Raw genomic sequence first — 26,778 nt, forward strand, 5'->3', positions numbered from 1 at the left:
TCTGACTTGTGTCCTGCTTCTGCGATCGATTCAGAACTGCGGAACCTGCTTCAAATCGGTGATCTTTTTCAAAGCCGCATCCACTTCGCCATCCTCGGGGTAAAACTGTTTCAGTTTCTGATAACTGGCTTCCGCTTCGGGGAGCAGATGATAAAACAGCTGCAGTTCTGCCAGACGCTGAAGAATCGATTGATCAGCGGGCATCAACCCATGGGCTTTGCTCAGAAGAGTGATCGCTTTGCCGGGAATTCCCTCTGACTGGTAAAGTGAAGCCAGTCTCAAAACCGCCTTTTGCTTCTCTGGTTTCAGTTCGGCCAGCATATTCTCCAGCTCAAGTCGCTCGGATAAGCTCTGGTATTCCTTGTCTTCACGATTCTGAATCTGTTTGAGTTGTGCGGAAGCCTGCTCTGGATGTCCGTTGATCAGGTCAAACTGTGCCAGAATAAGACGTGCCTTGTCACTCGTTTGCTCATCGGCGTTCTGAGACTCAAGCACTTTCTGGGCGTACCGCTGCGCTTTTCGATAAAACGTCAACTTCCAGAATGCCTGGGCGATCTGCAGATTTCGCTGGGGAGTCTCCGCTGAATTCTGTTTTGTATTCGCGGCTTTATTCGACAGTTGTTGTTCACAGAGTTTTATGCCGCGCTGAATACTGCCGCGTAGCGCGATGTGGCCTGGCATCTGGCTGGCTTTGGTGAATTCTGTCAGTGCCTGCTGGAACTGACGATCTCCTACATAGGCCCAGCCCAGATAGTTCGTCAGGTGAACGTCCTGCACGGTTCCCAGTTGCTTCACAAAATCAATGCCCTCTTTATATTGCTCCGCTTCGAGTAACTGTTTGAGATAAGAAACCTGCGCTGACAATCGCTGCGGAAATTTTTCCAGAATCGTTCGGGCCCGATTAAGCCCTGCGTTTTCCTGCCAGTAGCCCTCACGAATGGTTCCCTCATAATTAGGTTCGATTTTTATTATGACGACTCCCAATTCATCATAAACGGGAGTCAGACGATAAACCAGATCGTCGTTCAACAGATGCCGGGGAAACCCGTCGATGGTATTTTCGTCGAAACAGACCATATATTGCGCGCCCAGCGATTGAATCTGCTCATGCAACTGTTCCGGGCTGGTCTTTTCAAAATAGACGAGTTTCTGGAAGCGGTGTCCCGATGTTGCGAGATCGTTGCGTCTGGTCAGAATTCTGGTTTCCGGCGGCGTTTGTTCCCTGATCCAGTTTCCGGCGGCAACAAAATTACTGAAGTGGCTCGAGGGATACTGCGTCTGATAAAACGTTTCGCCGTTGCGCAGCAACTGCACATTGGTTGTTACCAGCCGCGCATCGGTCATCGCTTGAACGCAGAGCAGGGCTATCGCAGGAACTGAAAGCAAACAGACCAGCGTCTTTCGAGTACTAGATTTGGGATTACCCAGCCGACTGCCGAGCGTTCTCAGTCCTGCAGGCACAAAGGCGAGGATGACGGGTAACAATGGGAGCACAAAGCGGGGCTGCATCCAGGGCCAGACAGAGAGAATCACAAAAGTAAAGATCAGGTACAGCAGGCAGAGCAGGCCGCCCCGATCTTTTAACTGGAGCATTCCATAGATGGAGACGGCCAGCACCAGCAGGCTTACTAATGAGTAAAACCATAGCGGTCCAGGCAGAAACGTCAGCCCATCCAGCAGGTAGCGTTCGTACGCGGGAGTTGCCCCCGGCATATTCGGGATCAATGTTTCGCACAGACTTTGAAAGTGCGTCAGGCTGCGATTGATCATAGAAGTCACAGTACCAACGGGACCGGCGGAACGCAGATTATTCAGAATCAGGGAACTGTAAAGATCAGAGTTCAACGAGCGATTCCGCAGCATCCAGAGCCCCAGAGTGACCAGAGAACCAGTAATCGGAATCAGATAGCGCCAGCGCTGCCGACTGGTGATTGCCCAGGTCCCGAGTGCCAGTGTCAGTGCGATACCAACGGTTCGCAGCAGGGGGAGAAACAGGAACAGACCGGTTAACAGGATCAGATTACGTTTGCGATTCCCTTCGTTCTCGCTGGCGATTAAATAGAGGATTCCGAGGCTCAATGCCATGAAAGGGACTTCGCTCATGATAAGCGTCGAGAAGAGCAGGAAGTACGGGTTGTTCGCCAGGAGCAGCACCATGCACAACACTGGCCAGCGACGCGTGGGTTGCTCTGCGTCTGTTGACGAACCTGTACTATCCTCAAGCTTGCAGAGGTAAGCGTAGAACAGGATCAGCAGCAGAATTCCGAACAGAATGACCGTCACTTTTGCGAGGATCGCCTGATAAGGAGCGATTAACGCAGCGGGGATCAACAGCAATGACATGCCGGGGGGACGCAGGGTGAATGGCGGCGAGCCGGGAAAATCAAACTGCTCGTAAGCCAGATGGTTCACCAGTCCCCGCGCCATCAGGACATAGTCGGCACTGTCCGGATAAAAGAAGTAGAGCTGATTCAAGCGGGCCGCTGCCAGGCCTGCAAAACAGAACAGGATGACGACCAGCGCGTAGCGGGCGCCCCGATTCTTTGTTAGCACTTCGTTGTTCATGGCATTACAGGTTAGAAAGAGCAGGACAGGCCGGGAGCCTTATCTCAATCGGAAAACACAGCGACAGCAATTGTGGTGTAAGAACTCGATCATAAACCGGCAGTGGGGGCGCAGGCGAAATGAAACTGTGGAAATTCCTCTGAATGCAGGCCGGGATATACCAGATAAAGCGATTCTACTGATTATGAAGCAGCCTGTTGTTTCCCGGCTTTTGAAGTTGTAGGCGTGCGCGGGTTATCACGTTAGCAAGGGCAGAAATGCCTGAGCTAATGAGAGCACCAGGAAGAATCCGCACATGTCGGTGATGGTGGTCAGGATCGGACCTGAGGCCAGGGCGGGGTCGAGTTTGAATCCTTTGAGAACCATCGGGATCAGAGCACCCAGACAGACCGCCATCAGGGTATTCGCGGCCAGGGCGCCACCGATCACCAGGCCCAGGTAACCATTGCCTTTCCAGATATAGGCGACGATGCCCAGCAGAAACCCGAGGGCCAGACCGTTAACCATGCCTAACGCAAATTCTTTTTTGAATACGTATACCCAGTCGCGCGGTCGAATCACACCCAGGACCAGTTCCCGCGTACTCACCGCGATCGCCTGGTTACCTGTGCAACCACTCATGTCGGAAACAATCGGCAGGAAAACTGCCAGAGCGATGACGCTGGAAAGCGTATCTTCATACATGGCAATCACACTGGCGGCAACAATATTCAGCACAATGTTGATGCTCAACCAGGACAGACGCCGGGCGCTGCGAATTTTGAGAGGTAGACTGCGGAGTTCTTCCCCGCCCATAATCCCTGCAAATCGCAGAAAGGTCTTGCCAGCCTGTTCTTCTCCAGCTTCTTCGACATCTTCGCGACGGACGACGCCGACCAGTACATTGGCTTCGTCGACAACCGGCAGGCCGAACAGCGGGTGTGAATCAAAGAAGTGCTGTAACTCCTGCAGGCTCGTGGAGTCAGGCACACAGAGTGGGCTGGGAATCATCAGGTTGGAAAGACGCTTGCCGGGAGGCGCCATCAGCAGGTCCCGCAAACGCAGAACACCGACCAGTTGCAGATCCTGATTGATGACATAAATATACTGCACGTTATATTCAGCGTATTGTTCGGCGTTCTGACGGAGGTCGGATACCACATCGTCAACCGTTTGCGACTCTTCAAAGGAGAGCAGCTCTGTGATCATCAGACCGCCGGCACAGAGTCTGGTGTATTTCGAAAGGAAGCGGACGTTTTCCGCTTCTTCTGGATCCATGACTTCCAGAATCTTTTCCGACTGTTCCTCGGGTAGTTGATCCAGGAGGTCGGCCTGCTCGTCACTGTTCATTTCATCAACAATGTGAGCGGCCTGTTCGGGAGACAGAGACGAGAGCAGCGCCGCTGCCTGCAGGTCCGGCAGCGCTTCCATCAGCCAGGCGGCATGCTCGCCATCCAGCAGGTTCAAAAACGCCTGCTGCTCATCGATGGAGAGCTGTGCCAGAATTCGCGCTTCTTCCCCGGGGGGGAGCGCATTCAGGAAGTTGATCGCCGCTTCGGATTCACCAGCTTTGACGATCTCATCCAGTTGATCCCAGACATCAGGCAGTTCGATATGTGTCGATTCGCTGAGTGGCTGTGAGTCGTTCATTTATCCCTCTCCCTTCCTGGAACAGGCTGAGCCGGTTCAGGTTGGATCTGTCTGTCTTAGTTGAATTCTTAGGTGAAAGCCTGTGGAACGCGTGACTATTGATTTTATAGTCAAACCGCGTAAAAAATGAAGCCCATTCGACTTACGTTTACGACTCAATTCAGGCAAAAACGGACATTCGGTCTAAAATCAGGTCTACTGAGAGGGAGCGTTTGAACAGAAGACGAAGAGAAACTGTGAGCACAGAATATCCATGTGCGCAATGGAGATAGTGATGCAGGGGGGGGATTATGGTGTCACTTTTTCTCTTTCAACAGGCGATCGACTGTCTTCAAAGCTTCACTGAAGTACCCCACGTGCGCCACGTTTCCCTGTTGATCGATGACGGCTGCCGAGGGAATGCCACGTACGTTGAAATTGCGAATAGTTTCACCAAAGAATCCTTTGCGGGTCGAAGGACGATCGATGGCCAACTGGAAGTCGAGCTCTTCTTTTTGTGCGAACTCCTGCAGTTCTGCAACGCTGGTATGGCTGTCGTGCATGCCGATCAACACGAACGGCTGGTCTGCGTAATAGCGGGCGGCGGTCCGGACTTCCGGCAGTTGTGAGATGCAGGGAGCACAGTGTGTGCCCCAGAATTCAATCAGCACGACCTTGCCTTTCGTATCCGGCGGAGCGGAGACACCTTCGCGCGTCATCCAGCTGACAGGTTTGATTTCAGGAGCTGGCCTGCCGTAGTGCACCTGCTGTTCGACCTTCGGGGTGTGCCGGGGATGACGCTGCAGATACGCAGCGAAATCTGTGACAGGACCTCTTAGCGTCGTCGTGTAGGGGCGACCTGGTCTGGTCCTGGAAGCCTCTGGAGAAAGGTGGCGGGAGTCGACGAAAACCGCTCCCGGAGGTATCGCTACGGCAAATGCATCGGGGGGCAACTGATCGAAGAGTTCGACTTTTTCAATTTCAAAGATTCGAACTAAATTCAGTCTGCCCCGGTAGCGTTGCCAGCTCATATAGAAGCGAGGCAGGAGCAGGCCGTTCTCCTGCTTCTGAGGGGCGAAAGCGAGGGAAACACGCTCTACATCAAATTTTGGTTCTTCCAGATTACTTTCAAAAATGAAACCGGTATCCCGGTCAAAAACACGTCTTTGGAGATACGTTAATTTCTGACCCTGGCTTTCCGAATCCGTCTGAGTGGTGTAGATCGTGCGTCGCCCTGACTGTTCGATTTTCACTTCGGGCCGGGGCCGGTCTTCAGGAGCTGGACGCTGGAAACGCAGGGTAGGCCAGTTCGTGAAGTCATTAGGAGTATGGATATGTAAAAAATTTCTCCGGTATACTGAGGCCTGATTATTGGAAGCATCATACGTTAATGTCTCCCAGCCATCCCGGAATGAAATACTGTCGGGCAGAAGTCGCCTCTGTGCATCATGGAGATGATTGCGCCATTCATACAGGCGTTCTTCTTTGTGGAATTGACCGGTCGAAGTCATGATCGTTCGGCCTCCCCGTTTGATTTCTCCGCCGTGTTTTTTAAGCAGCGCGTCGATATCAGGTATCTGGTAGGGATCCAGCGCACGCAGGTCTTTGAGCAGGCCTTTCGTATCCAGGCCGGGTTGTCGTCCCAGCGTCAATTGCGCCGTCACCCGCATTGCGGAACCTCGCAGCAGTTCGGACTGCCTGTGCCATTTCAGCTGTAGTTCGGGTGGATAGATCGAATCGGGATTCGGTTTGACCTCCTCTCTGAATGTTTCGGCATCCACGAATTGCGGCTGGCTTAATTTGAATTCGAATGTGGTCACTTCGCCTGCGGGGAGTTTGATTAATTCGCCCCGGCTCCCCTCAGCCTGTGCCAGTGTTAATGGCTCTGCTACGACGAACCGCCGCTGGCCGGGTGCCATGAAAGCCTGGATTTCCCCGGCAGTGTTTGTTTTTGGATAATCCACATAGACCGACTGAGTGGAAACAGGCCGGGGATCGCTGGAATCGTGTGATTCATAGTTAAACCGCACTCCGGGAATCGGCTGACCGGTCTGCGCATCGACGGCTTTTAAGATCACAGTCGCCGCTGGTCTCAATTTAACCGTATGCTGAACAGGACCGTGCTGCTCTTTAACGAAAAACTGTTCACTCTGAAAATAAAATGGCTGATTCGGTTGGGGCTCAGTGATTAATTTGTATTCGCCGGGCACCAGTTGCAGATGGGCATTTCCCCGACTGTCCGAGCGGGCTTGAATCCCGGCGCGACGAATGGGACCGATAGACCGCGCTGTCACCCGCACGCCTGCGACCGGCTGCTCAGTCTGCTCTTGCACTACTTGTACTGTTACATTGCGGGGCGCGAAAAATTCCCGGTTCAATTCTCCCGCGTAACCCACCACTGCCTGACGTTTGTTGTTTGCCTTCTCAGCAGGAGAGGTGACGACAGTGGATTGCCAGGGGGCAAAAGTGGGGCCAGGGTCGATACGGGCAAGATAACTGGTATTACGACGGAGTCGTTTGAATTCATAGAAACCTTCTGCATCGGTGTGTGTTTCCCTGAATTCTTCGGGCAGAACATGGATGCTGGAGAAACTGACTGGATCTTTGATCGGCTGGTTTTTATTTCCCAGAAATCGACACGAGAGTATGCCCCAGCCTGCAGGGTTTCGTTGACTGTCAACACGCCCCAGTTGCACTTTAGCATTGGCGAGTGGGTGCCCCTGTTTGTCGGTGATGCGGCCCTTGAGCAGAGCAGGGAGGTCAAACATCAGATCGACAATCAACGGTTCATCGAGATAAAACGCATTCTCGGTAGCACGCGCATTTTTATCGCCCAGTTCGGTTCCCTGGGGGCGCGTATCGGGACGGTAATAACAGGTCTCATGCCAGGTGAAACCGTATCCATCGCAGGTACCGAAAATTTCAAATCTGCCTTCTGCAGGTTTCGGAATCGGATTGGGACGTTCGCGATTTACGAGGAGTTGAATGTCTTTCAGCTCGTAATGACCCGTTTCGTCAGTTCGCGTCTGGCCGCGCAACATTTCAAAACCGCCCGGCATGCGTCTGGCCGCCGACCCCACATAAATGGTTGCATTTTTCAGTGGAGTACCGTCAAAAGTGCGTGCGGTTCCCGAAATACTGACCCGATGCAGTTCTGCTCCATGGCCCCCACCATCCTCTACAGTCTGCAGAATTTCTACTTGGGGAGGCCGTTTATTCTCCGACTGCTCTCTGGGCTTCTTAGTTGAATCCTGATCTGGTTTCAGCGCCAGTTGGACGGGAGGATTTCCCTGTCTGCTTTGTGGTTCTGCTGACTGTAAGGCAGATCCAGAGAGGGATAAAACTACGATCGCGAAGAGTGAATTTAGTGATCGCGTTGATATGAATTGTGACCCCTTGCCGGTAACCCTGAACAGACTCATTCCCGTGCTCCTTACAGTAATTGCCTCAGCGAACGACACACGCTAGCCGCGTGTTCATCCGGGGTGGTTCTGTCAGTATACACAAGTGAACTGGGAATGCAAATTGGCACTTACATTATAGTGGTTCACAAAGCAGGAGAATCAGCGCTCAGGCTGAAACAGTCACCTAATCCTGCAGATCAAATTTGAGATCGGTGATTTCGTTACCGTCTTCGACAATGACGGTCAGGCAGAACGTTGTGCGTTTAATACAATTCTGCCTCTCAATGCACCTTCTTGTGCAGAAGGAACCAATGTTAACGCCGATTCCACTCACGCTGCATTGGCACCTTCCAGTATGCACACAGGTGGCGTATACGCGCTGATGGCCGATGGTGCGGTGCGTTTCATCTCTTCCAACATCGATACCGGCAACTTAAGCACTGCCACTCCCAGCCCGAGTGCCCTGTCACCTAGCCCTTATGGTGTCTGGGGTGCCCTGGGAACCAAAGAGGGCTTTTTCTTTCTCTATGTACTATTTCAGAGCGAGTTCTTTTTTCGCTTGAACGTTTTTTCTACTTCGACTGCGATGAACACAATTGAAGAGAGCGCGAGCGTGATGGCCAACTCAGCCGCCGTCAAGGGAGCGGTCTTAAAGACCTCGTTCAAAATCGGAATATAAATCGTGCCCATTTGCAAAATGAATGTCAGCAGTACGGCACCAAACAGGGGCTTGTTCGATAAGGGTCCCTGCGAAAAGAACGACTCCCGTTCTGAGCGAATTGCCAGCACATGGCCCATCTGACTTAAGCAGAGGACGGTAAAAACCATTGTCTGCCAGTGTTCCTGACTGCGATCGATAAACCAGGCCTGCGTAAACAGTGAAACCGCTCCCATCAATAATCCAACCCAGATGATATGCGTGCCCAGTCCGTGGGCAAAAATGCTTTCCTGGGGATGACGGGGTGACCGTTGCATCAGATTTTTTTCACCAGGCTCTGCCGTCAAGGCCAGGCCGGGAACACCATCGGTGACGAGGTTGATCCATAGAATATGAATCGGCAACAACGGAATCGGCAAGCCGAGCAGGGGAGCCAGAAAGATCGTCCAGATTTCACCCAGGTTGCTGGTCATCGTGTACTTGATAAATTTGCGAATGTTGTCAAAGATCCGCCGTCCTTCTCTGACCGTTTTGACGATCGTCGAAAAATTATCGTCCAGCAGAATCATGTGGGCTGCTTCCTTGGAGACATCTGTGCCGGTGATGCCCATCGCCACTCCGATGTCGGCGCGTTTCAAGGCCGGTGCATCATTAACGCCGTCTCCAGTCATGGCTACAAAATGGCCGCGATTCTGTAAGGCCTGCACGATCTTCAGTTTCTGTTGCGGTGAAACGCGTGCATAAACCCGAATTTTCTCCACCCGTGCTTCCAGCTCTTCAAGTGTAAGCGGTTGAAGTTCCTTTCCGGTGATGACCGATTCCGTTTCCTCTTCATCAATGATTCCCACCCGTCGGGCGATGACTGCTGCGGTCAGCGGGTGGTCTCCGGTAATCATCACGGGATGGATGCCTGCTGTCCGACAGAGGGCGACCGACTCGGCTGCTTCCGGACGGGGAGGATCCAGCATGCCGACCAGCCCCACTAATGCCAGGTCTGCTTCAATCTCTTCCGGAATCAGTGACTCTGGAACAGCGTCCCAGATCCGCAAAGCGAAGCCAAGTGTTCTCAATCCCTCGCCGGCGATCTGTTCGGTGTGCTGCATCACCTGACTCTGGTCGATGTCAGTCGGTCCCTCTTTCGCATGCAGATGAGTCGCACGCACAACGATCTCTTCAGCAGCCCCTTTGGTGATCGATACGACTTTCCCTTCGTTCCAGGGATGGAAAGTCGTCATCAGTTTGCGTTCCGCGTCGAAAGGAATTTCAGCCAGGCGGGGAAAAGCGGATTCCAGCGCATCCCGCAGGAAACCTTTTTCCCGGGCGAGTTCAAAGAGTGCCGTTTCTGTTGGATCGCCAACGACTTCATCATCTCCGTCCAGGCGTGTGTCGTTACAGAGTGACAGGGCAGAGAGCAGTAATTCCGCGTGCGGTTTGTCAGCGAGACTTTGACTGGTCGTAGAACCTGATTCTGTTTCAGGGAGTTCATTTGTGGAACGAATCTGATTGTCAAAGTAAACCTGCTCAACCGTCATGCGGTTCTGGGTGAGGGTTCCGGTCTTGTCGGTGCAGATATACGAGACTGATCCCAGGGTCTCTACCGCGGGGAGTTTGCGAATCAGTGCCTGCTGCTTAACCAGCTTGCGGGCACCCAGTGCCAGGGAAATCGTGATCACCGCAGGCAGTGCTTCGGGAATGGCGGCGACTGCCAGCGAGATTGCCGTCAGCAGCATCAGCAAAGGTGGTTCACCGCGTAACAGACCTGCGACAAACACGATGATACAGATCGCGAAAATGGCATAAGCCAGTTTCTGACCGAACGTGGCCAGTCGTTTCTGGAGTGGTGTTCGTCCCTGTTCCTGGTCCTGCAGTAGTGCTGCGATCTGTCCCAGTTGGGTCCGCATGCCCGTCTCAGTGACGATTCCCTGGCCGTGACCTTTGGTAATCAGTGTTCCTTTAAAAGCAAGATTTTTACGATCACCGAGAGGAAGCTCCTCTTCTGTAATCTGCCTGGTCTGCTTCTCTACCGCCAGCGATTCCCCTGTCAAAGCTGCTTCATCAATCTGCAGTTGGACCGCCTCCGTCAGCCTCATATCTGCAGGAACAATGTTCCCCGCTTCGAGCATGACGCGGTCGCCGGGAACCAGTTGATTCACTGGCAGCGTTGTGACTTTTCCTCCGCGCAGCACATTGGCGGAAGGGGCGGCCATCTTCTTCAGTGCTGCCATCGCTTTTTCGGCCCGGTATTCCTGCACGAACCCCAGGATGGCATTCAGTAATACAATTACGGTGATGGCGATCGTGTCGGCTGGCTCGCCGATGATCCCGGAAACGACCGCAGCTGCGATCAGAACCAGAATCATGAAATCTTTAAACTGGTCCAGAAACATCATCCAGACCGATTTACGTTGTTTTTCAACGAGTTCATTCAGACCATACTCAGCCTGACGGGATTCGACCTCCGCGGAAGTCAATCCTTGCTCAGGGGAGTGCAGTCGGTCTGACGCAGTATTGACATCAAGCAGATACCAGGCGGGTGAGGTGTGGTCTGCAGAGTTCATCAGGCAACACTCCTCTCGGTTGCAGAGCAGTTGCTGGCTAGTGACAGGTAAACCTGAAAACCAGGGATCACGTCAGGAACTCGCAGTATTGATTTCATGGGCTTTCAAATCTTTGGTCGAGGCGTATGTTCCGATTCGGAACCGGTCCTGGATTGGAACGCATATTCGATTCTAACGGATCAAAACCATTTCAGCTATGGCTTGTACAAGGAGTGGTCTTTGTCAAAAACAGTTCAGCCGGTGACTGACTCATGTTTGAACTGGTGTTCCTTCTGGCATCAATGCTGGTTGATGGTTAGAATAAAATCAGTCTGCAGTGGAGTCTGCAGAGAGTGTCGCATCTGAAGAATTGAATCCGAGAGGAAGTCTGGACATGTTATCGAACCTGTATCGCATCTTGCCAATAACAATCTGTATTACCCTGGCGCTGACTTTGTGTGTTAAAACGCAGGCCGAAGAGAAACAGCCTGTCTTACTGGCAGGAGCGGCCACCAGTAATATCACTCCCCCCTTAGGCGAACTGATTGTCGGAGGCTGGAAACCGATTCCCGCCAAGCGCATTCACGACGAACTGCACGCCCGCTGCATTGTGCTCGATAACGGTAAAGTCAAGCTGGCGATCGTGCTCTGCGATAACGTCGGGATTCCGGAATCAGTCTTTGATCTGGCGAAAGAGCAGGTTCATCAACATACCAGCATTCCCAAATCACATCTGCTGATGGCTTCAACGCACACGCATTCCGCCACCACAGCCCGTGGACCTTCCAAGGTGCTGCGGGAAACCGAATTCACCGAATATCAGAAATTCCTGGCCAGCCGGATTTCCGACGGCGTGCGTCGCGCCCTGTACCAACTGGAGCCGGCACGAATTGGCTGGGGACAGGTCGATGAGCCCTCAGAAGTCTTTAACCGTCGCTGGTATGTGAATGACACTTCCCTGTTGACCAACCCCTTTGGAGGCCTGGATCGCGTCCGCATGAATCCGCCGCGAGGTAATAAAGCCCTCGATCGTCCGGCTGGTCCGACCGACCCGCAGGTCAGCTTCATTTCGATCCAAAGTCAAAAGGGACGTCCCATCGCCCTGCTGGCAAATTACTCGCTGCACTATGTAGGCGGCGTGCAGTCCGGTGATGTCTCGGCTGATTACTTCGGCTACTTTGCGAAATACATTGAGCAGAAACTGGGGGCTCAGGATCAGTCGCCACCTTTTGTCGGTATTTTATCCAACGGCACCAGTGGTGATGTCAACAACATCAATTTCACCGAGAAGGGGGGCAAGCGTTATCAGCGTTATGAAAAAATGCAGGAAGTCGCAGAGAAAGTGGCCAGCCGCGTCTATGAAGCACAGCAGACTATCAAGTATCACAACTGGGTCCCGCTGGGGGCCGCTGCTGCGAAACTGCCTCTGAAACTCCGCAAACCAACGCTGGAGATGCTGGCACACTTCGAGAAAATCAAAGCCGAAGCTGGGGACGGGAACCGGGCAAAGCATCGACGGGAAGAAATCTATGCAGACCGGATTGCCAAAATCATGGAAGCACCGGATCAGATAGAAGTCCCGCTGCAGGTGATACGGATCGGCTCACTGGGGATCTGTGCGATTCCCTTTGAAACATTTACCGAAACCGGTCTGGAACTCAAAGAACGCAGTCCCTTCCAGCCCACATTTACTATTGAGCTGGCCAATGGTTCGTTCGGTTATCTGCCCACGCCCGAGCAGCATCGGCTGGGGGGGTATGAAACCTGGCTGGGTACTAACTACGTACAAAAAGACGCGAGTACCAAAATTGTGAACACGTTGCTCGAACTGTTTGCCCAGTTGAAAAAAGAAGACTCGTAACCATCAGTCTGTCAGCCTATGGAACGCAGCCCATAAGGGGGTTGTTTCAGGTGAGAGACTCGGGTTAGAATGGTCTCTCACCGATGTGTTTATCCTGCCTCACGATCCCAGCCTCCCGCGAGCAACCCGAAAGATCGTCGATTTATGACTGATTCGAGAATTCGGACCACACTGATCATTCTCCTGAGTGGCCTGTGCCTGATGGCTGGCAATCAGTTCTGCGCTGCAGAGCCGGTTGACTTTCGTCGTGATGTGGCACCGATCCTGGAACAGCATTGTCTGGTCTGCCATAACAGACGGGTTCGACAGGGCGAACTTTCGCTGCATTCCCTGGAGGCAACTTTACACGGGGGCGAGAGTGGGGAGATCGTGGATCCCGGAGATCCGGACGCGAGCTACCTGCTGGATCTGATCACTCCCAGTAACGGAGTTGCAGAGATGCCCCGCGAGGCACCTCCACTCTCGGAACAGGAGCAGTCAATCCTCCGTCGCTGGATTAAAGAGGGCGCTGTCTGGCCGGAAAAACTGGAGCTGGAAGCACCACTCTTATGGTCACTCGCGCCGCTGAGTCAACCAGCGGTTCCCGTGGATGTACAATCGACGGATCATTTCCCGCTCCGCAACCCGATAGATGCGTTTATTGCCTCGCGACTGCAAGCGGCCGGTGTTCAGCCAGCTCCGCCTGCAGATCGACGGACGTTGATCCGCCGTCTGTATCTGGATCTGGTGGGACTGCTCCCTGCGCCAGACGAAGTCGAAGCATTCGTGGCCGATGCCGATCCTCAAAGCTACGAAAAACTCGTCGACAAACTGCTGGCCTCACCCCATTTTGGCGAACGCTGGGGACGCTACTGGCTGGACATGGCTCGCTATGCGGACAGTTCCGGTTACCTGGGCGACAGCATACGACCACACGTCTGGGTTTATCGGGAGTGGGTCATCGATGCGATCAATCAGGATCTACCCTTCGATCAGTTTTCAAAAGAACAGTTAGCCGGTGATTTGTTTGAGAAGCCGACCGTTTCGCAAAAGGTGGCGACCGGCTTTCATCGTAATACCCTGAAAAACACAGAAGCCGGCGTCGATCTCGAACTCTATCGGACTAAAGAGATCGTCGACCGTGTCAATACGACCGGCATGGTCTGGCTGGGACTGACATTCGGCTGTGCCGAGTGTCACGATCACAAACACGATCCCATTTCCCAGAACGAATTTTACCAGCTGTATTCTTTCTTTAACAACGCGGATGAGACTACGGTGAAGGTCACGCGGGACTGGGAAGAACAGGAATACCAGCAGGCCCTCGCTGACTGGCAACCCGATTACGATCGCTGTCAACAGGAAATTAAGACTTACGAAATTGCAGACCTTACCGATAAACAGCGCACGGAGATCGATAAGATTCTGAAGGGCTACAAACGTTCGTCTGATTTGAAAAAGCTGGAACCGTTTTATCAGACAAAAAAAGAGGGGTGGGACAAACTCTCAGCCAGGCTGGGGAAACTCCTCTCCTCCCGGCCGCAGGCTCCCTCTACGCGTGCCCCGATTTTCACGGAACGGACCAAAGACCGTCGCGAAACGTTCGTGCATGTCCGCGGCGTTTATAATCGGCCGGGAGATAAGGTCAGTCCGGGGACGCCCTCTGTACTGCCGGATCTGCAGTCGCGTCAGCCCGCACCCGATCGACTCGATCTGGCCAACTGGCTCTTCCGGGAAGAGAACCCGTTAACCGCACGCGTGGCGGTGAATCGCATCTGGCAGCATCTGTTCGGACGGGGCATCGTCTCGACGCCGAACGACTTTGGCACTAAAGGAGCCACTCCCACACATCCGCTTTTATTAGACTGGCTTGCTTCAGAATACAGACAACGCGACTGGAGCCGCAAAGCGATGATCAAACTGATCGTGATGTCTTCAGCCTATCAGATGTCGTCCGCCGCCAATGCACGCGATGTTCCCCAGGATGTCAACAATCTGCTCTTCTGGAGACAGAACAGTTTTCGCGTCGAAGCGGAAATCGTCCGTGATATTCATCTGACCGCCAGTGGTCTGTTAGATAGAACCATCGGTCGTAAGGGAATTCGTCCACCGCTGCCTGCCTTCGTGACCGATGTGGGGCGGAGCGTCAAATGGCCCGCTACCCAGGGGAGTGCCCGTTATCGACGGGGGATGTATATTGTTTTCAAACGAACGGTGCCGTTTCCGATGCTGATGACGTTCGATGCACCCGATGCGACCGTCTCCTGCAGTCGACGCGAACGTTCCAATACACCGCTGCAGGCTTTGACTTTACTTAATAGTCCCATGTTTTACGAATGTGCAGAAGTACTGGGAAAACAGATGCAGGAGAAACACGACGACAACATTTCCGCAGCGATTCAGGAAATGTATCTGCGCTGTCTGTCGCGACCTGCCGGTGAGCCGGAAGCGGTCGCCCTGCAGTCTGCCTGGAGCGATCTGCTGCATCTGGCGGAAGCGAAACAAACTGATACAAAGCCACCACAGAAACCAGCAGAGACCGCGATGGTTCAGCTGGCACGCATCATTATGAACCTGGATGAATTTGTTACGAGAGACTGATCATGCTGTTTCCACCACAGTCACATTCTGAGCAGACGCTGCTGAATCGGCGGCGGTTCTTCGCCACCGGTGCCAGTGGTCTGGGAACGCTGGCACTGGCTTCACTGCTGAAAGAGGAAGGCCTGCTCGCTTCTGAGACTTCCGCGCCTCAGGCCCACTTCGCCCCGAAGGCCAAACGCTGCATCTATCTGTTCATGGAAGGGGGGCCGAGCCAGATGGATCTGTTCGACCCGAAGCCGAAGCTGAATGAACTCGATGGTCAGCCGATGCCCGAGTCGATGCTCAAAGACATCAAGTTTGCTTTCATTCAGAAAGAGGCAGCCCGCCTGATGGGGAGCCCGCGGACCTTCAAACGTTATGGTGAGTGTGGCATGGAGCTTTCCGATCTGCTGCCCCACCTGAGTACCTGCGTGGACGACATCGCCATGATCCGTTCCATGCACTGTGAGCAGTTCAATCACCTGCCCGGCCAGCTGATGATGCTCACGGGATCCGATCTGCAGGGGCGCCCTACACTGGGCTCGTGGCTCAACTATGGACTGGGGAGCGAATCCTCAAACCTGCCGGGCTACGTGGTGCTGGCGACATTGGGACGCGGCCTGCCTGGCGGTGCTTCCAGCTGGTCCAGCGGTTTTCTTCCCTCGCAATACGCGGGCACACTCTTTCGAAATCAGGGGAGCCCGGTTCTGAATCTGGAGACACCTCAACAGGTTTCTTCCGCGGCACAGATGCGGAGCCTGCAGGCGATCAATGAATTAAACGGTCTGCGGTTCGAGCAGGTGGGGAATCCGGAAATTGCCAGCCGGATCAATGCATACGAGCTCGCGTTCCGCATGCAGCAGACCGCACCGGAGCTGCTCGATCTTTCGGGCGAGACGAAAGCGACACTCGAAGAGTACGGTGTGACTCGTGACGAGGCTTCGAAGAGCGGCACAGCCGGTTTCCTTGGTTCGTATGCCCGCAACTGTCTGCTGGCACGACGGATGGTCGAACGTGGCGTGCGTTTCGTGACGCTGTTCCTCTCCACCTGGGATCATCACAGTTCACTCGACAGCGGGTTGGAGCGTTATACTCAAATCTCCGATCAGCCAGTTGCAGCTCTGCTCAAGGATCTCAAACGCCGTGGTCTTCTGGACGACACCCTCGTCGTCTGGGGAGGCGAATTCGGCCGCACGCCGTTGGGAGAAAACCGGGTCAATTTCAAGAAAGTCACCGGCCGCGACCATCACCCCTATTCCTTCAGTATGTGGATGGCGGGGGGCGGCATCAAAGGGGGCCAGACGATCGGCGAAACTGACGAAATCGGCTGGGGCGTCGCCAAAGATCCAATTCACGTCCACGATCTGCACGCTACGATTCTGCATCTGTTCGGCCTGAATCACGAAGAACTGACCTACCGCTTCCAGGGCCGCGACTTCCGGTTGACCGACGTGGAAGGGACGGTTGTGCAACGATTGCTGGCTTGAGAATTCAACATTTAATGGTTCGAGATTTTCAGCTTGAGTTGACCGTAGAATAAAACTTGGATGGACTCATTCAGGACCTTCCGAATGGAATGGAGTGCACAGGTTCGAAATTTAAGCGCATCATTTGATTCTGGCATTCGGTGGACAGGCTGGGCTTGATGAAGAATGCCGAACATTCAAGGACGTCAATAATGAAATTGAAGTTAGTCACCTTCAGCTTTGAGAGTGCAGAGAACAAAAAACAATTAATCGTACTATCAACGCAGCCCTGACCCGGCTGCATTTTTTTATTTACGATTGATATTTGTACATATATTCGCTTAAATAGGTTCTTTAATTGGAGGACCTTATGAAGAAGAAACTTAGTATCACCCTCATTGTTTGTGCTTTACTGGTGGTGTCATTAATAGTGTATGCCTCTGTTCAGAATGCAAGGCAGAAGCGACTGGATGCGGAAAGGGTTGCAGCAGAGGCGAGGCAGGAAGAGATAGATAAAAGGCGTGAAGAGGAAGCGGAAAAAAAGCGTATACAGGAGAAGATCGATGAAATTGAAATATCCCTGGAACGTGAACTGAAGCGTCGCAAGGCAGAGCGAGAGACGGCGGCACTGAAGCGTCGAGTTGACTTTACAATCAGCGACGACAGCCAGGACCCTCTAAAAGTTGCTGAATTCAAGAGTAACGAGGCATTTCTCAAGGTAAAAGCTGCTGAAGCTGACCTTGAACTCGTGAATAAGGCAGCTGATATGAAAGAGAAGATACTCGCCGGCCAATCTGAAAAATAAAACCTACCTCGATGCCTGGATTCACTTCCGCAACTCATAGGGTGTATCTCAACACTTTTTGAATCTAGTTACATTATGCGCGCATATCAGCCGGCTACTCTAAATAAGATTCTATAGCTGCGATTGATGGGCTCTCTGAAGCTTTAAACCGTGTCTTACTGGAAGCGGTCCATGCTTTGATGGACAGGTTTTTGGAAATGACAGCAGCAGCACTGGGAAAGATCTTCGAGAAGACACATATCTGTCATTTGGTCTTCCGGGATCTAAAAGATCACGACGGAAACGATCTTGATATCAGAGGTGAAGTACTGTCGCGCATCAAAAAAAATTTTAAGACCAGCTGCTTCACAACGTCACCTGTTGCGAACCAGGCGATCAGAAAGAGGGCTCGTCCTCTCATGATGAGTCAGGCGAACTTGATTTCGACAAGCTTCTCATAGGCGAGAGAGAGGCTGATAATTATTGCGAGAATGAGCTGAACCCTTAATCGGAGCCAGTGTTTGATTTACTGATCATGATTCTGGTCGACAAGTGGGGCCTGTAAGTGAACACGCGAAAATAAAAAACCCCTGAAAAGCAGGGAGTTCCTGCAAGTCAGGGGTGAACGGCAAATGCCTAAGTGGGCGATGAGGGACTCGAACCCCCGACCCTCTCGGTGTAAACGAGATGCTCTAGCCAACTGAGCTAATCGCCCGGATTTTCAATATACATCGGAAAATCCGATGTTTTTGTTGCGTCATTCTTAATGACACGCTCGTATTATGGCAGGTTCGTAGCGAAATGCAACTCTAGCGTGTAAACTGTTTTAAGCCTTCGCTGACATTGGCCCGAATTTATCCGTTCTGCGGTTTTTTCCTTATCTCGAGAAAGAAGTTCGTTATGTCTCATTGCCTCGTTACCGGTGGGGCCGGCTTTATTGGCAGTCACCTCTGTGAACAATTAATTCAGCAGGGACAACAGGTTACAGCCGTAGATGATCTCTCGACCGGGTTCTTGAAAAACCTGGATGCGATTATCGACCATCCTCAGTTTACCTTCAGGACCGGGTCGATTACCGACCCCGTGCTGATGGCAGAAATGGTGCAGGGCGTTGACACAATTTATCACATGGCGGCAGCCGTCGGGGTGAAACTGGTCGCAGATAACCCGGTACGTACGATTGAGACCAATATTTATCCCACTGAAGTGCTGCTGCGACACGCCGTGCAGGGAAAACAGAAATTTTTCCTGGCTTCCACCAGTGAAGTTTACGGCAAAAACCCCAAAGAACGCTGGACCGAAGAAGACGATCTGCAGTTCGGACCGACGACGCGCCCCCGCTGGGCTTATGGAGCCTCGAAGGCCATCGACGAATTTCTGGCACTGGCCTATCACCAGAAATACGGTCTGGATGTGCGGATCGGCCGCTTTTTCAACGTGGTGGGTCCCCGACAGGTGGGACAATATGGGATGGTGATTCCCCGTTTCATCGATCAGGCTCTGGACGGCGGTCCGGTAGTCGTATTTGATGATGGATCCCAGATCCGCTGCTTTGGACACGTTTCCGAAATCGTGGATTGCGTGGTCGATCTGACCAATCTGGATTCTGCTTCCGGACAGGTTTATAACATTGGCGGTGATGAGCCGGTTTCGATCAAAGGACTGGCCGAAGCGATTATCGCTAAGGTCAACCCGAGTGTTAAAGTCGATTACCTGCCTTATAACAAGGCCTATAATGAAGACTTCGAAGATGTCCAGCGCCGGATTCCCGACCTGGGTCGGCTGGAGCAGACACTGGGACGCAAACCAAGCGTGAAGCTGGATGCGATCCTGGATGACATCATCGCGTTCAAAAAACAGGTCCGCGGCCTGGCCTGAGCGTCAGGAATAACCGTTAAAACTGGAATCATCCGTAGAATTCGAGTGGGAAATCCGCTCTGAATTCGATCCCGGCTGCACGCTCTCATCTCGCCCGCGCTCCTGATCCGATGAGTAGTATGGCGAATATTGCAGTTATCCTGGCAACATGCGGTCCAATGGATGGGAGAGATGATGAACGGATTCCAGAAAAAATTATTTGTATCAGCAGTTCTACTGGGGATTTGGGGAACAGGTCTTTCTGTCCAGAGCGCCCAGGCAGGCGGGGGGCGGATGTTTCTCTCGTTTTGTGAACTATGCCAGGAAACCAGCCGGGGAAAACAGGCCAAAGGCAGTACGTATCCCTGGCCCCTCTATTCTTACCATCAGTACCGGGGTAAGCATTGCAACAACGAATATCAGCCCGGGCTGTATCGACGATATGAATATGCACGCTACCACGTGAAAAGCCCGCAGCCCTTCCCGGGACAGATCAATCCCTGATCTGAGGACAGAACGCTCAGGCAACTCGCATTTATTCTCAGTTATATCTCTCCTGCAGTGACGTTTGCAGATGGTTCCCATCATCTCGAACAGCACTCGCAGGAGATTGTTTTTTTACAGACTGACATGGTGTGTGGGATTACGCTGAAAACCGTTCCCGGATTGTTGCTCCTTATGCGCGAGGCCGGTTACACTGTATAGATCAGTCTCCATTGATGGAATGGAGACTGGACCTTGCTGGTAGCCCGCCTGATCTCATCCCGCTGGAGTGCTTATGTCTGTCCTGTTCCGGAATTGCTTTCGTCCCACCTGCCTGGTTCTGTTTGTCTGCCTGATTACATCGATGGTCTCCGCTGAGACAGCGACGTTGATCTTCAAAAACGGGAAGGTCATCACACTCGACTCCAAATCAAAGATCGCAGAAGCGATTGCCATACGCGACGGAAAAATCCTGGCGGTGGGCAGTAATGCTGAGATGAAGCCTTTTCAGAGGGAACAGACAAAGGTGGTCTCCCTGGACGGTAAGACTGTGATTCCCGGATTGATTGAGTCGCACGTTCATGCTCTACGGGCGGCCCGCGGAGAGTTGATTCAGCCGCATCAGGAACTGAATTCCGTTGCAGAGATTCAGACCTGGATCCGGGAAAAAGTCAAAGAGGTGCCCCCGGGACGCTGGATCACCGTTCCCCGCACCGATATTACGCGGCTGAAGGAACGTCGACGTCCCACCCCGGCTGAACTGGATGCGGCCTCTAGTACGCACCCGGTCTATATGAATATCGCCCGTAAGAATGTGTTAAACACCCGCGGGTTTGAAATGATCGGCATTCGAAAAGAGGGAGATAAACTTGCGGGGGCTAAGGTGATTTTTGATGAAGCAGGCAAACCTTTAATGATGGAAGGGGGCGGCGGTGCGATCAGCAAGCTGATTCCGCGGGAAACCGTTCCCCCCGAAGCGACGCGGGAAGCCTTAAAGAAACTGCATGCGATTTATAATTCAGTCGGGATTACCAGTATCCTGGAGCGGGGCTCGCGCGTCGACGAGTATCGGGAATATGAGTTGTTGAAGGAGCAGAATGAGCTGACCGTGCGGATGACGATGACGATTCGCGAACAGCTGCGGAGCGCCGAGGCGGTGCGGGAGTTCACAAAGAAACTGGGACTGATTACCGGAGACGGAGACGATTGGGTTCGCGTAGGTCCGCTGAAGATCTCCGTAGATGGCGGGATTCATTGGGGGAGTACCCGGCTTTCTGAACCTTACGGAGAAAAGCGAATCAAGTTTTATGTACTCGAAGATCCCGACTATCGGGGAGACCTGGCTTATTCGCGTGAGCTGATGGCGGAAATCTTTGAAGAGGGACAGAAACTGGGCTGGCAGATGTGTTGTCACGCGACCGGGGATGGGAGTGTGAATGAAATTCTCTCTGCTCTGGAAGAGGTGAATCAGCGGCTGCCCGTCAAGGGGCGTCGGTTCTGTATCACGCATGCCTACTTCCCCTCAGACGAGTCAGTCAAGCGTTCGAGCAATCTCGGGGTCTGTTACGATACGCAGACCTACCTGTTCTATCGCGATGCCGATGCCATCAATCAGATTTATGGTCCGTCGTGGGTGAACCGTTTCATGGGTCTCAAAATGTTTGTGGATGCCGGTGTGCCTGTGGCGATCAACAGCGATCACATGAACGGCTTTGATCCGGATCATTCGATGAACGCCTTCAATCCGTTTCTGGCGTTGTATATCGCGGTCAGTCGTCGAGATATCTACGGGGACGTGTACGGTCCTCAGCAGAAACTGGGCCGGGAAGAGGCCCTCCGCTGCATGACCAGCGATGCAGCCTTCATCAGTTTTGAAGAGGATAAAAAGGGGACGCTGGAACCGGGCAAGCTGGCTGACCTGGTCGTACTGGATCGGGACTATCTGACCTGTCCTGAGGAAGAGATCAAGCAGATCAAACCCCTGCTGACGGTTCTGGACGGAAAAGTCGTCTACGATGCAGCGCAAGACAGTGGAACCTGATTTGTCAGGGAATGCTCTCTGAAACCGCTACAACGGGTATATTCGTTCTGAGATGTCCTGATGACTGACCGTAAATCGGGCTGAATCTTCATTTTTCGGATCGAAAAAGCGTTACCCTTGGACATTAAAATTGTCATGAGATATGATGCGATCTCTATTTCAGGAGAGAGACCGTACGTATCGGAATTTGACTCATTTCAGGACTCTGACGGGGTAATTGATTTCTTATGTTGGATTTGCAGTTCATCTGCGAGAATCAGGAAGCGATTCTTGAGAATTGTCGTAATCGGGGAATTGAAGTCGATCTGGCACGGCTGACCGAACTGGATCAGCGTCGCCGGGAGCTGATTGTTCAAGGCGATCAGGTTCGTCAGGAGCAGAAATCGGTCTCTTCCCAGATTCCGAAAGCCGCAGACAACGATGAGAAGCAGTCTTTGATTGCCAAGGGCAAAGAGCTCCGAGAGCAGGTATCTGCCATCGATATCGAACTGCGGGAAGTCGAAACCGAACTGCGAACCGAGCAGGCGCGGGTACCCAACCTGGCCCATCCGGATGTCCCGATTGGGAAAGAGGACAAGGCGAACACCGTTGTGCGATTGTGGGGTGAGAAGCCCGCCTTCGACTTTACCCCCCTGGATCACGTGGCCCTGGCTGAAAAACATGATCTGATCGATTTCGAAGCCGGTACGCGGGTGGCGGGACATGGCTTCTACTACCTGAAAAATGAGGCGGTTCTGCTGGAAATGGCCCTCTGCCAGTATGCCATGCAGAAGCTGGTGCAGGAAGGATTCATTCTGCACAGCACGCCGGACCTGGCGCGGAAAGAGATTCTGGAAGGGATTGGTTTTAATCCCCGCGGCGATGAAACCCAGATTTACTCTGTCGAAAACACCGACCTCAGCCTGGTTGCGACTGCAGAGATTACTCTGGGGGGATCGCAAAAAGATCAGATTCTGGATCGGGAAACGTTGCCCCGCAAAGTCGCAGGGCTGTCACACTGTTTCCGTACTGAAGCGGGCGCACACGGTAAAGCGACACGTGGTATCTATCGCGTGCACCAGTTTACCAAGGTCGAAATGTTTGCTTTCACCGAGCCCACTAATGCAGCTTCTGATGCGATGCACGAAGAAATCGTCCGGATCGAAGAAGAGATCTTCCAGGGACTGGGCCTGCATTATCGCGTGGTCGATACCTGCACCGGAGACCTGGGAGCACCCGCTTATCGTAAATACGACCTGGAAGCCTGGATGCCCGGTCGAGGCGATGCCGGCGACTACGGCGAAGTGACTTCCGCCTCTAACTGTACCGACTACCAGTCTCGCCGACTCGGGACCCGCTGCAAATCCAGCGGCCAGAAAGGGACCGAATTCGTTCACACGCTGAACGGGACCGCAGTTTCAATCGCCCGGGCGATTATCGCAGTGCTGGAAAACAACCAACAGGCAGACGGCTCCATTCTGATTCCGGAAGTACTCCGTCCGTGGGTCGGAAAAGAGCGGATCGGTTAAATCTTCCACTTTGGAACAAACGCGGTCAGTTCAGAACTCGTAGTAAAGCAGGGTGACTTTGCAAACGGACAAGGTCTCCCTGCAGAGGGGCGGACCTGATTTAGATCCTGATTATTACTGGATTTAGACCGATTTCGGGTTTATTTGTCAGGAATACAGGGTAAGTTAGACCGAGTACATGACTCCATCATCGGACAGGATTATCGTGCTGTCCGAAACGGTCTGGATCTGTACAGACCCGCCCCATCTGATCTCGGCGTGTGGTTCGCTGTTTGTTTCTATTCCCGTTTCAGATCCAGAGAATTTACGTGAACGATCAACCAGACAAAGATTTGCCTGAAGACAATACTCCCGACGCTTCCGAGCACGCTGCTGATCAGAATCAGGGCCCCGAGGATTCGGAAGAAACACCCGCCGGGGAGGCTGGTCAGACTGATGAGGAAAATTCCCAGGATCCTGTGGAAGAAGGTCTGCCCGAATGGGAACCATTGACCCCGGAACTGGTCGAAGACGAAGCGATCCGAGGCGACTTCATGTTGCGTTGGGCCGCGATTCTGTTGGCCTGTCTGTTTGCAGCAACCTATATCACGGATACCCAGACCCTGGTGCATGTCAAAACGGGACAGTACCTGGCCAGCCACGGCTTCTGGCCACCCGCGAATGATGTTTTCTCCTATACGGCCACCGATCGTCCCTGGCACAACAACGGCTGGTTGTTTGACCTGTCACTCTCCGCCGTCTATGGCGTACTGGGGGGGGCTGGTTTAACGCTCCTGAAAGTCCTGTTAGTCGGAGTGACGTTTTATTTCATTGTCCGGCAGAGTGAGCGGGAGATTTCCACGTGGTGGGGCTCGATACTCGCGGTGCTGGCTCTGATTGCCTGTTTTCCACAACTCACGGTCACGCCCGAGATCATTACGATACTGGGCGTTGTGTTGACCCTGTATTGTCTATCGGCGTGGCAGAAGCAGAATTCTCCCCGCGCACTCTGGGCTCTGGTCCCGCTGTTTCTTGTCTGGGCTAATATGGATTCACGAGTGGTGCTGGGGATTGCGCTACTGTTGTTATATGCCTTGGGTGAAACCGTGGCAGCGATGCTGGATCGCTCAGTGCTCAATGATGATACCGATTATAAAGCCTTGTGGATGGTGCTGGGAGGCAGTCTCGTTGCGACACTGTTGAATCCGACCGGCTGGCATGCTCTGACGGCAGGTCTGAGTTATTACACAGTCGATTATCCCATCATGCAGTCCATGTTCCAGGGCCAGTTGCGACCGGAAGAGCTGGGGTATTTTCCGATGACCTCTCCCCAGTTCTGGAGCTCGCTGAATCATTATGCCGTCGCAGCGTTTATTCTAATGCTGCTGACACTGGTGAGTTTCGTGTTGAATCAGTCGCGCATGAGCTGGGGGCAGTTGTTTGTCTTTGTGGGCTTCTGCGGATTCTCTGTCCTGGCCAGTCACGAACTGGTGGTCACAAGTGTGTTGTGTGCCATCTTTGCAAACCGTAATTTTCAGTTGTGGTATCGCGATAACTTCCGGCAGACCTACAGTGTCGAGACTTCGGAGCTGTTGTTTTCACGGGGTGGACGCGCCCTGACTGTGCTGACATTTTTCGCCCTGGCCTATCTGGTCGTCTGCGGACGTTTCCAAGGACAGGGAGTGACCCGGCACGCCATCGGTTTGGGCTTGAGCCCTTCACTCAGTCGGACGATTGATGGCTATCGTGCCGCCCTGGAAGAGTCTCTTGATGATCGTCCTTTCCATTTTGTACTGGAGCAGGGCGACCTGTTGATCTGGCTGGATCAGAAATCCTTCGTCGATAATCGTCTGGCTCTGTTTACTGGAACCGGGGAATCCGACCTGATCGCGTTACACGACACAACGCGCCGGGCGCTCCGCTCTGAGCGTAAGGAGCAGCAGGGAAGCGGTAAGCCTGAGATCTGGAAGTCCACTTTTAATCATTATCATGTGACCCATGTGTTGCCGCGACTCTCGGGAATGAACCCGGACTACCGCACCTTCTTCGATTTACTGACCACGCCGGACTGGCAATTGACCAGCCTTAATGCGGCAACAGCCGTCTTTTATCGCACCGATACCGAAAATGAAAAGACAGTCGAATTTCTGGCATCCCATAAGCTGAATTTCAAAGAGCTCGCATTTCAGCAACAGAAAGACTTTCCTGAAATTCGCAGTGACTGGGCACGTCCGCAGTCGATTTATAGTCGCTACCTGCTGCCTCAAACAGTCAGTCTGGAGAACGATGTGCAGACCGCACGTCATTATCTGGGACTCATGTCGCAGGCAGGTGGGAACCATGAATTAACCTCCAGCTTTGCGATTCTGGCGATCCAACTGGCCAATCGTGGGTTGATCGAAAATCCAAACAGTGCGGAAGCCTACCGCATCCTGGGAAGTGCCTACAGCTATCTGGCGCGACTGGAAGCACAACTGCTGATTCCCCCTGACGCCAATGGTCAGCAACGACAGCAGGTCGGAATTGACCGCATGCGTTACTTCCAGATCCTGCATGCCTACCACCAGTCGTTGATTATTGAACCCGACTTTGCTCCCACTCATATGCTGCTGTTTGAGATCTATTCCAATATGCGGAAAGTCGATCTGGCACATCGGGAACTGAAAGCCTACCTGGAAATGGTAGAAGGTCAGGAACAGATGGACGACGAAGCCTTTGCCCGTCTGCGTGCCTATTCAGAACACGTTGAGAAACTGCAGGGGCAGATCAATCAGATTTCTGAGGAACTGGCGCAGCTGGAAGAAAAAGGCGGTGATCGGCTGCAGCTGGCAAGCCAGGCTTACCAGAACGGGTTTGTCCTGCTGGCACAGCATTACCTGGATGACCCGGTCTATGTGAAGCAGAATCCCCTCGCGCAGAATCTGCAGGCGACGATTCTGATGGAAGTCGGTCAGTCTGAAGCAGCGGCGAATCAGGTAGCGCAGTTGCAGCGTGATGCACAGAATCAGCCCCAGATTCCCTGGCGGGCGCAAGCCGCATTTACCAGTCTGGGGAATGGTAATTACCGTGGTTGCTTTGATCTCTGGCGACAGGAGATTCGAGAGCACGAAGAGGCCCGGATTGCAGGTGTGCTACAGACACTGCCTCTGGTTCAACCTCCCACCAACAGCTTCTGGCCTACTCAGCATGCGGTTTCGGTAATCAACTATCAGTATGGACTGGCCCAGCAGCAGACGCCGTTGAAGTTGAACATGGCCCGCTGTGAAATTGAAGCGGGTCAACCGGAGCAGGCAAGGGCTTTGTTTCAGGAGATCATTGATGACGCGCCGGACACGCCGTATCGACCTATGATCCGCTTTTACCTGTATCAGCTGACGGGAACGTTGATTCCGGAACAACCGGAAGCACCGGCGGGGCAGACAGAGCCAGAGGAAGTAGAACTACCCCTCGTAGCTCCGAAACCCTGAG

13 protein-coding genes, 1 tRNA gene and 1 pseudogene are annotated in these 26,778 nt (G+C 53.0%); 10 read left to right on the plus strand and 5 right to left on the minus strand.

Annotated elements, in window-relative coordinates:
- Window positions 1–30: 30 nt before the first annotated feature.
- The 3 genes from F1728_RS21230 to F1728_RS21240 all read right to left on the minus strand — a co-directional run bounded on the left by F1728_RS21230 (window position 31) and on the right by F1728_RS21240 (window position 7,595).
- Complete coding sequence (locus F1728_RS21230) at window positions 31–2,553, minus strand: hypothetical protein (protein WP_155365752.1); 2,523 nt, start codon at window positions 2,551–2,553, stop codon at window positions 31–33.
- Between the two features lie 249 nt (window positions 2,554–2,802).
- Window positions 2,803–4,194 (minus strand): magnesium transporter, encoded by a 1,392-nt coding sequence (mgtE, locus tag F1728_RS21235; protein WP_155365753.1) that lies wholly within the window; start codon window positions 4,192–4,194, stop codon window positions 2,803–2,805.
- Window positions 4,195–4,490: 296 nt separating this feature from the next.
- A complete protein-coding gene (locus F1728_RS21240) occupies window positions 4,491–7,595 on the minus strand; it encodes a TlpA disulfide reductase family protein (protein ID WP_155365754.1) in 3,105 nt (1,034 codons plus the stop codon).
- A 256-nt stretch (window positions 7,596–7,851) separates the two neighbouring features.
- Between F1728_RS21240 and F1728_RS31795 the strand changes: the two are divergent.
- Window positions 7,852–7,992: pseudogene (locus tag F1728_RS31795) on the plus strand (H-X9-DG-CTERM domain-containing protein); the annotation flags it as partial.
- A gap of 122 nt (window positions 7,993–8,114) precedes the next feature.
- On the opposite strand, the gene F1728_RS21250 reads toward F1728_RS31795, so the two are convergent.
- On the minus strand, window positions 8,115–10,793 hold the full coding sequence (locus F1728_RS21250; RefSeq protein ID WP_155365755.1) for a cation-translocating P-type ATPase: 2,679 nt from the start codon (window positions 10,791–10,793) through the stop codon (window positions 8,115–8,117).
- 373 nt (window positions 10,794–11,166) lie between these two features.
- Between F1728_RS21250 and F1728_RS21255 the strand changes: the two genes are divergently transcribed.
- From F1728_RS21255 to F1728_RS21270, 4 genes are all read left to right on the plus strand, one after another.
- The gene (locus F1728_RS21255) at window positions 11,167–12,633 is read left to right on the plus strand and encodes a neutral/alkaline non-lysosomal ceramidase N-terminal domain-containing protein (RefSeq protein ID WP_155365756.1); all 1,467 of its coding nucleotides are present in this window, start codon (window positions 11,167–11,169) and stop codon (window positions 12,631–12,633) included.
- Window positions 12,634–12,777: 144 nt separating this feature from the next.
- Window positions 12,778–15,213, plus strand: coding sequence for a PSD1 and planctomycete cytochrome C domain-containing protein (locus tag F1728_RS21260; protein ID WP_194242464.1), 2,436 nt, complete (start codon window positions 12,778–12,780; stop codon window positions 15,211–15,213).
- Window positions 15,214–15,215: 2 nt separating this feature from the next.
- The gene (locus F1728_RS21265; RefSeq protein WP_155365758.1) at window positions 15,216–16,679 is read left to right on the plus strand and encodes a DUF1501 domain-containing protein; all 1,464 of its coding nucleotides are present in this window, start codon (window positions 15,216–15,218) and stop codon (window positions 16,677–16,679) included.
- Between the two features lie 349 nt (window positions 16,680–17,028).
- Window positions 17,029–17,463, plus strand: a complete 435-nt coding sequence (locus tag F1728_RS21270) for a hypothetical protein (RefSeq protein ID WP_155365759.1) — start codon at window positions 17,029–17,031, stop codon at window positions 17,461–17,463.
- A gap of 620 nt (window positions 17,464–18,083) precedes the next feature.
- Here F1728_RS21270 and F1728_RS21275 read toward each other — a convergent pair.
- Window positions 18,084–18,157 (minus strand) — tRNA-Val (locus F1728_RS21275).
- Between the two features lie 185 nt (window positions 18,158–18,342).
- Here F1728_RS21275 and F1728_RS21280 point away from each other — a divergent pair.
- The 5 genes from F1728_RS21280 to F1728_RS21300 all read left to right on the plus strand — a co-directional run bounded on the left by F1728_RS21280 (window position 18,343) and on the right by F1728_RS21300 (window position 26,777).
- A complete protein-coding gene (locus F1728_RS21280) occupies window positions 18,343–19,320 on the plus strand; it encodes an NAD-dependent epimerase/dehydratase family protein (RefSeq protein ID WP_155365760.1) in 978 nt (325 codons plus the stop codon).
- A gap of 273 nt (window positions 19,321–19,593) precedes the next feature.
- Entirely contained in the window at window positions 19,594–19,803 is a 210-nt protein-coding gene (locus F1728_RS21285) for a hypothetical protein (protein WP_145043124.1), read from the plus strand.
- Window positions 19,804–20,077: 274 nt separating this feature from the next.
- Window positions 20,078–21,823: an amidohydrolase gene (locus F1728_RS21290; RefSeq protein ID WP_155365761.1), complete on the plus strand. Its 1,746-nt coding sequence runs from the start codon at window positions 20,078–20,080 to the stop codon at window positions 21,821–21,823.
- Between the two features lie 227 nt (window positions 21,824–22,050).
- Window positions 22,051–23,331: a serine--tRNA ligase gene (serS, locus tag F1728_RS21295; RefSeq protein WP_145190109.1), complete on the plus strand. Its 1,281-nt coding sequence runs from the start codon at window positions 22,051–22,053 to the stop codon at window positions 23,329–23,331.
- A 308-nt stretch (window positions 23,332–23,639) separates the two neighbouring features.
- Window positions 23,640–26,777 carry a tetratricopeptide repeat protein gene (locus F1728_RS21300; protein ID WP_155365762.1) on the plus strand — a complete coding sequence of 1,046 codons (3,138 nt, stop codon included), beginning with the start codon at window positions 23,640–23,642 and terminating at the stop codon, window positions 26,775–26,777.
- Window position 26,778 lies beyond the last annotated feature (1 nt).

The organism is Gimesia benthica (assembly GCF_009720525.1).
Taxonomy (GTDB): Bacteria; Planctomycetota; Planctomycetia; order Planctomycetales; family Planctomycetaceae; genus Gimesia; species Gimesia benthica.